At 66.3% G+C, this 14,485-nt stretch carries 12 protein-coding genes; 4 read left to right on the top strand and 8 right to left on the bottom strand.

What is annotated here, in order from left to right; all coding sequences use genetic code 11:
* Positions 1-3: 3 nt before the first annotated feature.
* The 4 genes from ACIOHP_RS32605 to ACIOHP_RS32590 all read right to left on the bottom strand — a co-directional run bounded on the left by ACIOHP_RS32605 (position 4) and on the right by ACIOHP_RS32590 (position 3,102).
* Entirely contained in the window at positions 4-411 is a 408-nt protein-coding gene (locus ACIOHP_RS32605; RefSeq protein ID WP_401893201.1) for an SH3 domain-containing protein, read from the bottom strand.
* A 150-nt stretch (positions 412-561) separates the two neighbouring features.
* Positions 562-1,809 (bottom strand): ATP-binding protein, encoded by a 1,248-nt coding sequence (locus ACIOHP_RS32600; protein ID WP_401893200.1) that lies wholly within the window; start codon positions 1,807-1,809, stop codon positions 562-564.
* A complete protein-coding gene (locus tag ACIOHP_RS32595; protein WP_401893198.1) occupies positions 1,806-2,495 on the bottom strand; it encodes a hypothetical protein in 690 nt (229 codons plus the stop codon). Before ACIOHP_RS32595 ends, ACIOHP_RS32600 begins: the two co-directional genes overlap by 4 nt.
* Before the next feature lie 100 nt (positions 2,496-2,595).
* Positions 2,596-3,102, bottom strand: coding sequence for a dual specificity protein phosphatase family protein (locus ACIOHP_RS32590; protein WP_401893196.1), 507 nt, complete (start codon positions 3,100-3,102; stop codon positions 2,596-2,598).
* Positions 3,103-3,202: 100 nt separating this feature from the next.
* Here ACIOHP_RS32590 and ACIOHP_RS32585 point away from each other — a divergent pair, with 100 nt between their 5' ends.
* Positions 3,203-4,006, top strand: a complete 804-nt coding sequence (locus tag ACIOHP_RS32585) for a nuclease-related domain-containing protein (protein WP_401893195.1) — start codon at positions 3,203-3,205, stop codon at positions 4,004-4,006.
* A 28-nt stretch (positions 4,007-4,034) separates the two neighbouring features.
* On the opposite strand, the gene ligD is transcribed toward ACIOHP_RS32585, so the two are convergent.
* Positions 4,035-4,925: a non-homologous end-joining DNA ligase gene (gene ligD / locus ACIOHP_RS32580; RefSeq protein WP_401893194.1), complete on the bottom strand. Its 891-nt coding sequence runs from the start codon at positions 4,923-4,925 to the stop codon at positions 4,035-4,037.
* Between the two features lie 69 nt (positions 4,926-4,994).
* Between ligD and ACIOHP_RS32575 the strand changes: the two genes are divergently transcribed.
* Entirely contained in the window at positions 4,995-6,044 is a 1,050-nt protein-coding gene (locus tag ACIOHP_RS32575) for a Ku protein (RefSeq protein ID WP_401893193.1), read from the top strand.
* A gap of 47 nt (positions 6,045-6,091) precedes the next feature.
* Here the strand turns inward: ACIOHP_RS32575 and ACIOHP_RS32570 are convergent, their stop codons facing one another.
* Positions 6,092-7,870 carry a beta-ketoacyl-[acyl-carrier-protein] synthase family protein gene (locus ACIOHP_RS32570; protein ID WP_401893191.1) on the bottom strand — a complete coding sequence of 593 codons (1,779 nt, stop codon included), beginning with the start codon at positions 7,868-7,870 and terminating at the stop codon, positions 6,092-6,094.
* Positions 7,871-8,428: 558 nt separating this feature from the next.
* Here ACIOHP_RS32570 and ACIOHP_RS32565 point away from each other — a divergent pair.
* Positions 8,429-8,671: a hypothetical protein gene (locus tag ACIOHP_RS32565; RefSeq protein ID WP_401893316.1), complete on the top strand. Its 243-nt coding sequence runs from the start codon at positions 8,429-8,431 to the stop codon at positions 8,669-8,671.
* 490 nt (positions 8,672-9,161) lie between these two features.
* Here ACIOHP_RS32565 and ACIOHP_RS32560 read toward each other — a convergent pair whose 3' ends face one another.
* Together ACIOHP_RS32560 and ACIOHP_RS32555 are read right to left on the bottom strand one after the other, a co-directional pair.
* Entirely contained in the window at positions 9,162-11,048 is a 1,887-nt protein-coding gene (locus ACIOHP_RS32560) for a restriction endonuclease (protein WP_401893189.1), read from the bottom strand.
* A 602-nt stretch (positions 11,049-11,650) separates the two neighbouring features.
* Positions 11,651-13,852, bottom strand: coding sequence for a P-loop NTPase fold protein (locus ACIOHP_RS32555; protein WP_401893188.1), 2,202 nt, complete (start codon positions 13,850-13,852; stop codon positions 11,651-11,653).
* A gap of 203 nt (positions 13,853-14,055) precedes the next feature.
* Here ACIOHP_RS32555 and ACIOHP_RS32550 point away from each other — a divergent pair, with 203 nt between their 5' ends.
* Positions 14,056-14,484 carry a GntR family transcriptional regulator gene (locus ACIOHP_RS32550; RefSeq protein WP_401893186.1) on the top strand — a complete coding sequence of 143 codons (429 nt, stop codon included), beginning with the start codon at positions 14,056-14,058 and terminating at the stop codon, positions 14,482-14,484.
* The last annotated feature ends 1 nt before the right edge of the window (position 14,485 follow it).

The raw sequence follows: 14,485 nt of genomic DNA, 5'->3' as shown, positions 1-14,485 counted from the left end.
GCCTCAGCACCAGCGTGGCGCGGCCCCGATGTTGTCGATGTACCGGGCGGCGCCCCAGGCCCAGGTGCCGTCCGTGAGGAGGTACCAGAGGTGGTTGCCGTCGACGTTCTGGCCGCCGGTCTTGCAGAAGATCGAGACGATCTCGCCCTGGTAGGCGTAGCGGATGACCTGGGAGCCGGTCGTCGGCTTGCTGCGCAGCCGCAGCGTGCTCGCCGTGACGACGCCCTTGTAGAGGCGCGGCTTGCTCTGGTGGTTCTGGCCCCAGTCGCCGCGGGAGCCGCTCTGGGAGTCGCTCTGGGAGGTGCTCTGGGAGCCGTTCCAGTCGTCGTTCGCGACGGCGGGGGTGACGGCGGCCGTGGCGAGAAGGGCGCCGGCGGCGACGGTTATGGAGAGACGGGAACGCAGGGACATGGGGGAGACCTCCACGTATGGGGCGAAGCTGACTATTCGCCACATTAGGAGCGCTCGCGGATGAACGCGCGCCACGATGGGCCATAGGAGCGCGCAGCTGTATCCGATATGCGGCTCCGCCGCGTGGGCGCGACCGGCCACACACAACCGTCAGACCGCGAACGACCGCAGCGTCAACGTCGCAACCGCCCCACCACCGGCCGCATTCGCGAACGAAAGCCGCGCCCCCAACACCTCCGCCTGACCGAGCGCGATGGTCAGCCCCAGCCCATGCCCCTTGGAACCCCCCTCCGTCCGGAACCGCTGCGGCCCGTGCTCGACCAGATACTCCGGAAACCCGTCCCCGTGATCACGAACGATCACGACCGGCCCGTCCACCGTCAGAGACACCGGCCCCCGCCCATGCCGATGCGCATTGGCCACCAGATTCCCCAGCACCCGCTCCAGCCGCCGCCGATCCGTCTCCACGGAAACATCCCGTACGACGACGACCTCGGTGTCGGTCCCGGACGCCCGCACCACCCGCTCGGCCAGCGCCCTCAACGGTTCGGTGTCCAGCTCCACCCGCTCCCGCCCGGTGTCCAGCCGCGAGATCTCCAGCAGATCCTCCGTCAGCGTCCGCAGCGCCCCCACCCGGTCCCGCACCAACTCCGTCGGCCGCCCCGGAGGCAACAGCTCCGCCGCCGCGTGCAACCCGGTCAACGGCGTCCGCAGCTCATGCGCCACATCCGCCGTGAACCGCTGCTCGCTCAGCAGCTTCCCCTGCAACGAGGCCGCCATGGAGTCCAGTGCCGCGGCGACCGCGGCGACCTCGTCCTGGGGCCGCGAGGGATCCTTCGTGCGGGGATCGTCGACCCGTGCGTCCAGGTCACCCGCGCTGATCCGGCGGGCCACCCGGGCCGTGGCGTGCAGCCGCCGGGTCACCCGGGTCACCGCGAACGCCCCCACCAGCAGCGTCGCCCCGATCGCCAGCGCCGAGGACCACAGGATCGACCGGTCGAGGGCGGCGATGGTGCGGGCCTGCTGGCGATAGTCGACGCGGACCGCGAGGGCCCGGTCCCCGTCGGCGGGGCCGGCCGCCCACATCGTGGGGTCCCCGTCCCGGGAGGCGACCATCGTGCCGCGGTCGCCCGCCACGGCCAGGTCCCGCAGCGAGGTCGGCAGTCCCGGCGGATCGACGCCCGCGAAGGGTCCGAGGGTGTCCCCGGCCTCGTACGCCGAGGTCGCGTCCTCGAGTCGCTGGAGCGCGAGGTCACGGGCCTGGCCGACGGTCTGGTTGGTCACCGAGACATGTACGAGGACGCCGAGCAACGCGGCGAGCGCACAGCACATCACCGTGATGAAGAGGGCGGCCTTCACGGCGAGGGCGCCGGCCCACCGGGGGAGCGCGAGCCTCACCGCGAGCTCCCCGACGGGGACGGGCTCTTGCCGATGTGCAGCATCTCGTCGTGGGTCAGCAGCATGACGCGCTGCTCCGGATCCCAGGTCCACTGGAAGCGGTACTCGTAGTCCGCGAGGTCGGACGGCGCGTGGATGATCACCGAGCGCCCGGCCAGCTCGACCCCGCTCACGGCGTCCTCGTTGGCCATGACCTGGACCAGCCGGCCGCCCTCGAAGGTGTAGACGCGCACCGCCGTCTGGTGGCCCGGCAGCAGCCGGAACCCCAGCGTCAGATCGTCGTGCCCGTCGCCGGTGAGGTCGCGGTAGTACGCCTTGAGCAGCGGGCACCGGCTGTCGGCCGGCTTCTTCCCGCAGTACGCCATGCGGCGGGCCGTCTCGCGGTACGGCGCCTTCGCACCGGAGTACTCGTCGGGATGCTGGGCGATCTCCGCCTTCACGACGGCCACCGGATCCACCTCGCGGACGTCGTCGCCCGGCGCCGTGATGCCCTTCATGGTCTCGGACTCGCCGTCGTCGTAGTTCCAGGCGGGACTGGCGGCAGGGGTCAGATTCGGCCACAGCCGGGCCGGGCTGGTCGCGGTCGAGGTGGGGCCCGCGCCGTGCAGGCCGCCCGCGTCACCGCAGCCCGCGACGGTGGCCAGCACCAGGGCTGCGGTGACGAGGGAACGGACGGGGCGTGGCACTGTGCTCCTGGCGGGACGGGCGGGCGGTGGGGTGTGACCGGCCCGTACACCTTATTCGTACGGAAGTCCTTTTTGCGCACCTGGTGGGCGGGGCGTGGGCCTACTCTGCCAGCTCCTCCAGCAGCCGTGCGGTCGGCAGCCCCGCCCGCAGATAGTCGACGAACAGGTCGTTGTGCAGCGCCCACGGCGAGCGGCGGGCCCGGATCGTCCGGATCGCCTCCTCCGCGGAGCGCCCGCTCCGGATCAGCGTGTGTGCGATGACCAGTCCCGAGCGGTTGTAGCCGTGATAACAGCGGACGAGGACCTTGCGGCCCTCGTCCAGTGCGTCGCTCGCGGCTTGCGCGAGGCGTATCACGCCCGCGAGCTGGGTTCCGTCCAGTGGCCCGTCGGGAATCGGCCAGACATGGTGTTCCACTCCCGGGTCGGGCCCGTGCCCCGGCAGCCTCAGCAAGGTCTGGACGAGATCGAACTCGTCCCGTACGACGGCGAATTCCAGTTGCCCCGAGTGCCCCCTGAACTCGTGCCCGCCCATCCACAGGCCGGGCACTATCTCGCTCCATGGACTGTCCGGGGCCGGTACGTCGGGCTGCTTCCTGCGGGTACGCAACAACGCCTCCCCAACTCCCCCACCCAACTACTCCCAAAGGTAACCGCCTTCTTGCCCCTGGAGCACCCCGCCTGTTCCCATGGTCAAGGGGTGATGGTGCATGAGCGGACTGCGCGTCATACCGACCTGGCGCCACGGCCAGGAGCGGCTCTACGTGTGCCTGACGGACGGGCGCAACGTCGCCTGGTACGACCGTGAGGCGGCCCGGGTGAACCTGCTGAGCGAGGACCGCAGGGACGACGTACTCGAAGTCCTCGGTCCCTTCCTGACCGGCCCGGTGGCGGTGGGGCCGCCCCCGGTGCCGACACCGGCGGAGCTCGCCCGGCTCACCCTCCACCCGGACGACGACCTGGCGCCCAACCGCCCCGGCGAGGCCCTCCAGGTCGCCCTCGACCGCGACCCGGGACCACCGCACCGGCTGCGCCCGGACCCGCGCCGCAGGGCACTGCTGGCCGAGCAGGCGGTGGGGGAGGCGCTGGACCGGCTGGACGGGGCGGGCTGGCACGTCCTGCACTCGGTCCCGTTGCCCGGCGGCGACCGCGTCCACCATCTGGCGATCGGTCCGGGAGGCCTCTTCGCGATCCATTCGGTGTACGCCCGCAAGCAACGGGTGACGGTCGCCGACCCCATGGTCGGCCTGGGCCGCCGCGACGCCCGTCCGCTGCTGCGCCGCGTCCGCGCCGACGCCGACCGCGCCTCCTACGCCCTGACCGCCGAGGTCCATCCCGTCCTCGCCCTCGTCGGGCCGACGGACGTCCGGATCACCGCCCCGCCGAGGGAGGTCCGGATCATCGCGGACACGGAGGTGGAGAGCCTGGCCCGGCTCGGCGGGATGCTCAAGCCGGCGGACGTGGAGGCCCTGCACGCGATGGCACGCGACCGGCACACCTGGACGCGGGTGTGACCACGTCAACCGCCTGAAGCGATGACGGTCACCGAGGCGGGGGCAGCCGAGCGGCGTCAGCGCTGTCGAAGAGCGGGGCGAGCAGGTCGCCGTGGTCCTGGAGGCGGGGCGGGACGTCCGTCGCGAGGAAGGTGAGTTGGCCGGGTGACCGGCACTCCTCGACCTCGTCCCAGGTGACGGGAGCGGAGACGGTGGGCTCCGGTCGGGCCCGCAGCGTGTAGGGCGTGGCGGTCGTCTTCCGGGCCGCGTTCTGGCTCCAGTCGACGAAGACCTTTCCGGGCCGCAGGCTCCTGGTCATCCGGTGCACGGCGAGGCGGGGGAGGGCACGCTCGGCGGCGACGGCCAGTTCCTTGGCGTACTCGGTCACGCGTTCGGACGGGGTGGGGTGCACGGCGGCCAGCAGATGCAGCCCCTTGGACCCCGACGTCTTGGCGTACGCCTCGATCCCGTCCTCGGCGAGACGCTCCCGCAGCCAGAGCGCGACCTCGCAGCAGTCCACGACGGTGGCCGGGGAGCCGGGGTCGAGATCGAAGACGATCCGGTCGGCATGGTCGGGCCGCTGGATCACCCACTGGTGCGTATGGAACTCCGTGACGAGGTTCGCGGCCCACATCAGGCTCGCCAGATCCTGGACCAGCACCATCCGCGCCGGCCCCTCCGACCTGGGCACCTCGGCCGTGGTGACCCAGTCGGGCGTACCCGGCGGCACGTTCTTGGCGAAGAACACCTGACCGTCGGGGCCGTCCGGATACCGCAGGAAGGACAGCGGCCGGTCCCGCAGATGGGGGAGCAGGGCGTCGGCGGCGGTCGCGTAGTAGTGCAGCACCTCGCCCTTGGTGAACTCGGTCGCGGGATACAGCACCTTGTCCAGATTGCTGAGCGCGAGCCGGTGCCCGTCCACCTCGGTGATCGGCGTCATACGATGAGAATCCCACGGAATGGGTGGATAACACCCCAAATGCCTTTATGTTCCGGAAAGGTGCTGATCGTGCGATCCATATGGAACGGCGCCATCTCGTTCGGCCTGGTCAGCATCCCCATCAAGCTGGTCAACGCCACCGAGAGCCACTCGATCTCCTTCCGTCAGATCCATCTGGAGGACGGCGGCCGCATCCGCTACCGCAAGGTCTGCGAGCTGGAGGAGAAGGAGGTCGGCTCGGCCGAGATCGGCAAGGGCTACGAGGACGCCGACGGCACGATCATCCCGATCACCGACGACGATCTCTCCCACCTCCCCCTCCCGACGGCCAAGACGATCGAGATCGTCGCCTTCGTACCGGCCGACCGTATCGACCCGCTCCAGATGGACGCGGCGTACTACCTCGCGGCGGGCGGCGCCCCGGCGGCGAAGCCGTACACGCTGCTGCGGGAGGCGCTGAAGCGCAGCAACAAGGTCGCCATCGCCAAGTTCGCGCTGCGCGGCCGGGAGCGCCTGGGCATGCTGCGGGTGGTGGAGGACGCGATCGCCATGCACGGGCTGCTGTGGCCGGACGAGGTCCGGGCCCCGCAGGGGGTCGCGCCCGACACCAAGGTCACGGTGAACGACAAGGAACTGGACCTCGCGGACGCGCTGATGGACACCCTGGGCGAGATCGACCTGGACGACCTCCACGACGAGTACCGCGAGGCCCTGGAGGAGGTCGTCGCCGCCAAGGCGGCCGGCGAGACCGTGCCCGATGCTCCGGAACCCGCGAAGGGCGGCAAGGTCCTCGACCTCATGGCCGCCCTGGAGAAGAGCGTCCGCGACGCGAAGGAGTCCCGGGGCGAGGAGCCCGCGGAGGTCCGCCGCCTGCCCCAGCGCAAGTCGGCACGCGCCACGCCGAAGCAGGCGGGGGGCAAGAAGTCGACGGCGACGGCGACCGCGGCGGCGAAGAAGACGACTGCTTCCGCGAAGACGGCGGCGTCGGCGAAGAAATCGACGGCGTCGAAGAAGACGGCGTCGAAGAAGACGGCGTCAAAGTCCGCAGCGTCGAGATCCACGGCGTCGGCGAAGAAGACGACGGCGAAGAAGACGACACCCCGCAAGCGCTCGGCCTGAGGCGAGCCCCGCTGTCCCTTCCGGCATCGCAGCCCGGCGGTGCCGGACTATGCGAGCCCGAGCCGCCGCAGGGCCAGTACCGCGTTGTGCCCCCCGAACCCGAACGAGTTGCTGAGCGCCAGGTCGCCGTCGGCCGGCAACTCCCGCGGCTCCCCGAGCACCACGTCCAGCCCGACCGCGTCGTCGACCTCCCGGCACCCCACGGTCGGCGGCACCACCCCGTGATGCAACGTCAGCACGGCGGCGATCGCCTCGACCCCGCCCGCGGCCCCCTGCAGATGCCCGAGGTGCCCCTTCAACGCGGTCACCGGCACCGACCGTCGCCCCAGCACGGCTCGCAGAGCGCCCGCCTCGGCAAGGTCACCCTCCACGGTCGCCGTCGCATGCGCGTTCACATGGACGACGTCCACCACATGCCCACCCGCGTCCCGCACCGCCCGCCGCACGGCCAGCGCGACCCCGCTGCCGGACGGATCGGGCGCGGCCATGTGATGCGCGTCGGCGGAGAGCCCCCACCCGGCGGCCTCGCAGTAGATCCGCGCACCCCGGGCCCGGGCATGCTCCTCGGCCTCGAGTACGAGCACCCCCGCACCCTCCCCGTTCACGAACCCGTCCCGATCCTTGGCGAACGGCCGCGAGGGCGATCCCTCCGCCAGCCCCGCCTGGGACAGCGCCCGCATGGAGGCGAACGAGGCCATGATCGCCGGCGTGACGACAGCCTCCGCGCCACCCGCGAGAGCGAGGTCGACCCGGCCGTACCGTATGCGGTCGATGGCCTGTCCGATCGCCTCGGTCCCGGAGGCGCAGGCGCTGGTGACGGTCCGTGCCTCGCCCGTGATGTGCAGATCGAGGGAGACCTGGGAGGCGGCCTGCGAGGGCACGGTCATGGGTGTGGTGAGCGGCGAGACCCCGCGAGGTCCCTTGTCCCGCAGCTTCCGGTCCCCGCCGACGAGCACGGACGCGTCCCCGAGAATCGCCCCGAGGCTCACCCCCACGCGCGCCGGGTCGAGCCCGCTCTCGACCGTCCCGCCGTCCACGAACCCGGCATCCCCCCAGGCCTCCCGCGCGGCCAGCACGGCGAACTGGGCGGCACGGTTCATCCGCCGAGCGGCAGCGCGGGGCAGCAGCGTGACGGGATCGACGGGTACGGTCCCGGCCACCCGCACCGGCAGCTCACGGAACTCCTCGTCGTCCAACTCCCGTATCCCGTGCCGCCCGTCGAGCAGCCCCCGCCACAGCTCGTCGACCCCGACGCCGAGCGGGGTGACGGCCCCGAGCCCGGTGACGACGACCCGCCGAGGTCCGGAGGCGGCGGCCGCACGCGCCGGCCGAGGGTGATGCCGTACGACGAACCCCTCCCGGTCCGCGTCGGCGGCCCACCGCCGCACGTCACGGTCGGACACGGCCGACTCGGCGCAGTGGTCGAGATCCCGATGCCAGACCCCCCACCGCCGTACGAAGGTCATCTCGACGGCACCCGGATCGACGGCCCGAAGGGACCCCACGCGGTCCCCGTCCCGGAACTCGACGTCGTCGAGAGGGGGCGAGGAGAGCCGAGGCACCCCGGCGACATCCATCCGCCGACAGGCGACGGTCACCGGCCGCTCCCGCCCGATCACCTCGTCCCGGTCCACCCCGCCCAACGGCGGCCGCAACGTCAGCCGGATCGTCTCCGGCGACTCGGGCAGCGTGTGCGTGACGACGTACCACCGAGGCGCCTCGACATCCTCCGGCGCCAGGGCGACGAGATCCCCCGGGATGACCTCGGCGGCGCTAACGGGGTGGGGATTTATCGGTACTTGCGGATTCTCGGACGATTTGGACATATCCGTACATGCTTCCTGTGGTCCGAACTGCCTTGCGGCAGGCCGTCCCGAGTGAACTGGACGAAAGCCGGAAAGGCCATAGTTGAAAGGGAAACATGCCCGCTTCCTTGCACTCCGCAAACGGACCGCGAAACGAACCCGTCGTCAACTCACCTCGGTCACTGGTGAGTTGCCGGACGATGCGGTGGATGATCTGTGTGGAAGGTCACGGCCGCACACGGCCTGATCACCGCCCAGCCTCACAACGCGAAGGTCGATGACACGGGGACGGCCCGTCGTGAGCGAAGCCGTGCGGGGCGGAGCGAGCGAGAGACACGACGGCACCCCTGCGCCGAGAGCCGAGCCGGCACCCTCGTCATAAGGGGCAGCGCGTCGAGCAACGTCGACAGATGCGCTACCGGCCCTCATGGCAACAACCTCGCCGCAATCCCGGCCTCAAATGGGCGTCCGGCTAACCGACTTGAGGTCCGCGCGCTTGCCGCCGTGCAGGCAGGCCTGTGGCTTGTCGCCCGATCGCGTGGCGACGCTGGAGTGCGACTGGCGCTGCTCGAGCCGGACATGGGGCCGTCGGCCCACGCCGTGCCGGCGGAACACCGATGGATCGAGCTGTCCGACGGGCGGGTGACGGTCTACGACGTGTGCCCGCCGGCCCCCTTTCCGCGGTGCCGCATCGACCACGGACCACCACGGACTCGCCTGCTCGGCCCAATCCGAGCGGACCGACAGCAGCCTTCTCTTCGAACCCAACCCCCGAGACACGGTGGCGTCCCACCGAGTGGTGCAGCCGCGCAGAGTTCGTGACTCCGCAGGTCAGTTGGCCGACGCGGTCGCCTTGGCGCCGGATCGGGGTGCTTACGCCCGCGAGCAGCACGCGCTGCGGCCGGGTGAGCCAGTCGGCTACAGCCATCTCGACCCTGAGCCGAGCCCCACGGCCGGCATGGCTGCACCACTCGGCGGGACACCACCCGAGACACTGCCGGACGCCGGGCGAGAACACCTCGATGCCACGGTGCCTCAGGGCCTACGCATACGCGAAGACCCCGCACTCAGCATCTCTGCTGGTTACGGGGTCTCTGGGCACCTCATACAGGGTGCCCCCGGCAGGATTCGAACCTGCGCACACGGCTCCGGAGAGCATGCCTCGGCGATATCAGAAATGCTGCTTGACTTGCGATTTTTCCCCGTCGAGAACAGAGCGGGTCTGATCCCTATCGCATACCGTGCACAGGCTGACTTCGATGCGTCCTGACGGACACGGGCGCTAGGGGGACCCGAGCAGGCCTCAGCTGTCCTACAACAGGCCGACGACTCGCAGGGCAGAAGCTGTGTCCGTGTCGGGATCCTCGAAAACGTGACCATGTTCGAGACTCTTTAGCAGCACTTGTCCCTTGGGCACTCGGTCCACGTGAAACGTGGACCAGGTGCGGCATTTACGACAGTCCTGGCCGATCAAGAACGGCCGCAGCAGGTGAAGCCCATGGTTGGGATCACGTAGATACAGGCTGCCCGGCTCAAGGTCATTGCTGGGCAGAGTCATGGCCTTGATGGGCACGACCGGATGGTCACCCATAAGTTCGCGGTATTGGACTCGGGAAGTCCGAACCAAAGAGTCCGGGCGAACGTTGGCGATGTCTAGCAGAGACCAGTCAGCGAGGAATCGCGCATTGTCCACCAGGGTTTCGAAGTCATCGAATGCCTCCTTGATGGCGTGCGGAAGGTCGATGGAGTCGACGCGGCGCAAATGAGCTTGATCATTACGGCGATCATTTAGTCGCTTGCACGCATCAACCGCATCGTTGTCGGATAGTAGTGACCGGATTTCGTTCAACGGATGCTCGGCGGGCAGCTTGCGCAGTTTGCGACTGGTGGCGACCTCTTGGAGGACGGCCACCCAGTCTCCGAATCCCGGTCCGCTGCGCCCTCCAGCAAATTTCTCTTTGATGGCTGTGACCGCACCTAGCTCGGTCCCGGCTGACCGAGCTAGGGCGAGCGCGAGTTGCGCGGTGTAACAAAGCAAGATTTCGGCAGCATCAAGTACAGCGCCGTATGCTGCTTGAGAATCACCCTCGCTCAGGTGAGCCTCCATCGCCCGCCACCGGTAGGCCACGGGGTAGGGAAAGCGAGTGCGCACCGTATAGCCTAGATCATCAATTTGGGAAGCAGCCTCCGCTCTCAGGCGGAGCGTACGCCCTGACCGGATAACACGTGACCTGGCCTGAGCCGCGGTCTTTTCCAGGAACACGGACTCTAGGACTGCGTCTGCTTCCGCTTCCCAGTTCCTGAGTTGCTGCTTGACACTAGCCAAATCGTCTAGCGCTTTGGCCAGAGCTTCGTCTGGTTGCGGAACGGTGAGAGCTTGCAACTGGCGAACACTGACGTGAACACCGTCCGCACCAACCAGAGCACGGGCCAGCTTTGTGCGCAAGAACATCAGCGCAAGACGGACCTGTTGTGGCTCTAGTTCTTGGCGAGGGCGAAGCGCGATGGTCATATGACTGGCAGCCATTGGCAGGTTCTCGGCTGTTACCTGTGCTGCTCTGAAGCCGTAAAGGTCACTCGTCCGAGAAACGGCGCCCACCACGAGGTCACCGGAGGCCAATAGGTACTTTTCTGGCACCTCGGCCCAATATGTGTCGTCTGACGGCGCGGTAATCATGCCATCGCGACTGATATCACGTCCGCCGATTAGCCGAACTGTTTTAGGGCCCTGTTCAGAGCGAATCCATTGAGAATCATTAGCCATGTGAACCCTCGGCAAGCTGTCGTACAGGTCACCCAGTCTTCTCACGCTGCCGAAGCTGGCCAGTTCATCCCGACGGTCCAAAAGGGTCGGATCATAAAGGTCGAATGCGAGACTCTCATGTGGTGCTGGCACCGATCGGGCCACATAACCATGGGACACACGACCGCCACCTCGATTGAGTAGTCGCTCGAAGTCCTGCGTGATTGTTGTCTGGTCATTCTGCTGAGACATGCGAAAAATCTTCAGCGGAGGCCGGGTCGCAGCGCGGGCACGCAGGAAGACGGCCGCAATCACAAAGCTCGAATGCGCCCCCACCACTACACCTTCACCAAAGGCGACGATGAGTGTGTCCCAGTGTTCCGCTATGGCTACTCGACAGTCCACGGCCCACGGTGCCTCCGAAACAAAAGCGTTTGCGGGAAGCAGGATTGCCATCAAAGATTCAGGTCCTGCAGGCCGGCAGTTGCGCAACATCTCGGCAAGGGTGCTCCCCTGAGCCTCTCTCCTCCTGCCGGACATCAGCTTCTGATCCCATGGCGGGACCAGCAACACGGGGCACTGGTTGAGTAGTTCCTCAGCTCTGACGGCCAGGTTTGCCCATACAGGTTCTCGGTAGGAAGTCCAGCCCTCCGGGGCTTTGAAGGCCTCGCCGTCAGAGAGCTCACCACTCGTCAAAACGACTGGCTCTACCCCGCTCGGTCCCAAGCGCGCGAAGCCGAGTGTTAGTGACTGTTCGTACCCTGAAATCAGCGATCCTGCCACTCGCGCCCCCACTCACCACGACGACTGTTGTTTGCACACCGCTTGGCCCCGAAGCCTATGTGACGCGATGAGTTGGGCGCCGCCTCTACTACTGGGACGCTGGCTTGGGTCACGCCGCTCAACAGGACAGCTGGCGGCGAAGGACAGCACTGACGGCACAGTGCGAACGACCGCGGTCGACACCCCTCCAGTCGAACTCCGCCGGTAGGCTGTTGTCACTGTTCGGCTCCGCACCAGCCCATGCACAGTCCCGGGCCGGCGCATGTTGGGCGCGGTTAGCCAGCGGGGTTTTGTGCTTCCACGTCACCCTCGCCAGGCTTGTTCTCTGCTTCTCGCCGCCGATGACGGGCAAATCTCAAGGCTGCAAGCGCAACCGATCGCCGATTCTCAGGCGTGTCAGGGAGTCCTTTCATAAGCACATCTGTCGATGCATCATCAATTTCCGTGGAGAGATGCTCGAAGACATAGTTGAGCCCCAATGTCGCTTCGACAGTGTGGTCTTCAAGCCCCATTAGTACCGTCCCGGGGCGGCCGTCAGCAGTGCCGCGAGTAACGAGCCTGTCGACGACTTCGATAAGTGGCCAAGTGCCCGATTCGGTCTGTCCCCTCAGGAACTCAATAACCGCAGTTGAATCGATCTCTGCCCAAATGTGAACTGAGCTAAAGACACTTTGATCCATAGAAGCGATGTTCCTGCTTTTGGAGTGTTCGAACCTTTCTGTAATGATCCGCGTGATATCTCCCGTCAGGCGCCGGGCAACCTCCTCTCTTCCTGATCGATTCGCCCGTGCCCTAGCTTGCTTCAGCCCGCGCAAGGCCATGCAGTAACCGCCGTCGGACTGCGCGATTGCATCCAGATTTTCCTGGAGCGGCTCTGGCTTCCCCTCAAGGAAGAGGTCTGCTGCGAACCCCTCAATGGAGCTTCTTGAGAATAGACTAAGAAATCCGATGCCATTTGGAATGGCGAGGTACTTTTCGGCCATTAGAAGCAAAATTTTAAGGTTGCCTCCCGCTCCTAGATCTCCATAGTTGCGAACTTTTCTAACGATTCGCTCAGGATCCTTTTCCAGTGCTTCTAGTAGCCGGGGGATTCGATCAGATTCTTCCCCCTGCGAGATGCTGTCCAGTGCCGCATCGACCACGGAGTCAGGAATGTCATCGGAGGGGACGCCGAAGAAGAAGTAGCGCGAGAAATAATCTGTATGTCCGACGCCTTTGCGTTTGGCTACCTCAGGCAGCCAGTCTCGGCCGTACTCCATGCCTTCGAGGGCAGATCGCAATGGAAGGAACAGCTTTGCGAGGATTGCCAGCACTCCATCTGCGTGTTCTTGAGCAACCCCCCAAGTCTGCATGTACGTGGTCCACCTGATCAGCCTGTCCTTGGGGCTCTCGTTGCGCAGCCCAATTGTGCGAGTGCCGGCGGTCATCGTGAGCTCTTCGCGATGTTCTTGTAGCCCGTAGTAGACCCGGGGTTCGTGGGTGCGCAGGAAGGTCAGTGCAAGGAAGTCAATGAAGTTCACCTCGTAGGCGACAGTGACATAACTCGAATCAACCTGAGCGAAAAATCGGCGAATCGCGCGCGGCGTCGTCAAGCGAGCAAAGAAGGCCTCTCTCCAGAGCGAAGCAATCGCGGTGAGAGACGATTCCGGGAGCGAGATGGCATTGTTCTCAAGTACGACACTCAAAGAAGAGTTCACCAGCTGGGCTCTCTGTGCATCCCCGAGTGCTGGCATGTCCAGTCTCACTTGAACCATCTTCTCAAGGTAAGACCGTGCGCGCCCTTGATCTGCAAAGGCAAGGTCGGTCCTGCACAGAACATCCATCAATGTTTTTTCGTCATACGACAGCAGGTAGTAGACATTTGGCAGGCGGCCGACAAGACGGATCATCTTAAAAACTTCAAGCAACTCATCGGGGGTCAGTCGGTCGAGGTCATCCATCACAACAAGAATGGAAACACTGCACTCCTTCAGTGCCTCCTCTACCTTTTCCTTTTTTGCGGCCGCACTCGTGTCTCCGGATACCTTCTCGGCAAGCTTCTCGAAAGCAGGACTGGCATCTACACGCACGACTCCACCCAGCTTTCCGAGTGGCGCAGCGTTCTGGATCCAACTGCCGATCGACTCCCGCGCGTCGCTCCAGCGTTCACCTCCCGGCAGGCAGGCCCTTAGCTCGGAATAGAAGCCCACGTACATGGAAAGAGAGTCGCTATGAATCCAAGGATTAAACTCAGCTACGCGCCACTCGGGTGACTTGTCATCCTCGGCGGAACTCAGGTCATCGATTGAGTCCTTCACCATCCCCAGAATCGATGATTTTCCTGAACCCCACGGGCCGATCAACGCAATCACGCTAGATTCCGACTGCGCGCGCACGCGGTTGATCACTCGGATCATGTGCTCGCTAAATCTCTTGCGGTCCAGCTCATCGCCGGCAGCGTCCACAGGGTCATCGCCGAGCAGGTGTCGAGAGTCCATGCCCTTGATGCTAGTGAGAGATGAGCACCTTAAGGTATGGAAAACCTTTTCGTGCCCTTTGTTCCTTGTGTCGCACTTCGAGTTTCGTAGGCCTGGAACATCGGCCACTTCTGGAAGGATCCGTGCGTGGGATGCTTGGTTCAGATGCATCAGAGGTGAAGGGAGGCCGGGTGTCCCAGCAGGCTAGCCCTCGGGGAACCTTCTTGCAGATCGCTGAGGTGGTGAAGGCTCGGATCCAGGCGGACCCGCAGATGGCGCAACTTCCGGCCGTCGGAGACCTCATGCATGATCACGCTGTCTCGCGTGGGGTGGTACTCCGCGCGTTCAAGGAGCTCCAGATGGATGGGGTTGCTGAACCGGTGCGGGGCGGCCGGTGGCGGGTAGTACGCCAGGGCGAGCAGGTCGACCGGCGACCGCTGGAGGAGCGCATTGCCGACGTCATCGCGGCCGAAGGGTTCGAGGTGGGGGCCAAGTTCCTCAGCGCGTCCGATCTGATGGGCAGGTTCGGGGTCTCCCGACCGACCGTGACCAAGGCTCTCGACAAGCTCGAAGCCGCCGGCGTGCTTGCGAGTGAAGGTCAGGGCAGGGTGCGGACGGTCCGCACTGTGCCGAACCGAGAGGGGCGTTTGTAGC

Source organism: Streptomyces sp. NPDC087859 (assembly GCF_044742595.1).
GTDB lineage: Bacteria > Actinomycetota > Actinomycetes > Streptomycetales > Streptomycetaceae > Streptomyces > Streptomyces canus_F.
Note: the sequence above shows the minus strand (reverse complement) of the source record. Positions and strands in the feature narration are given on the sequence as shown.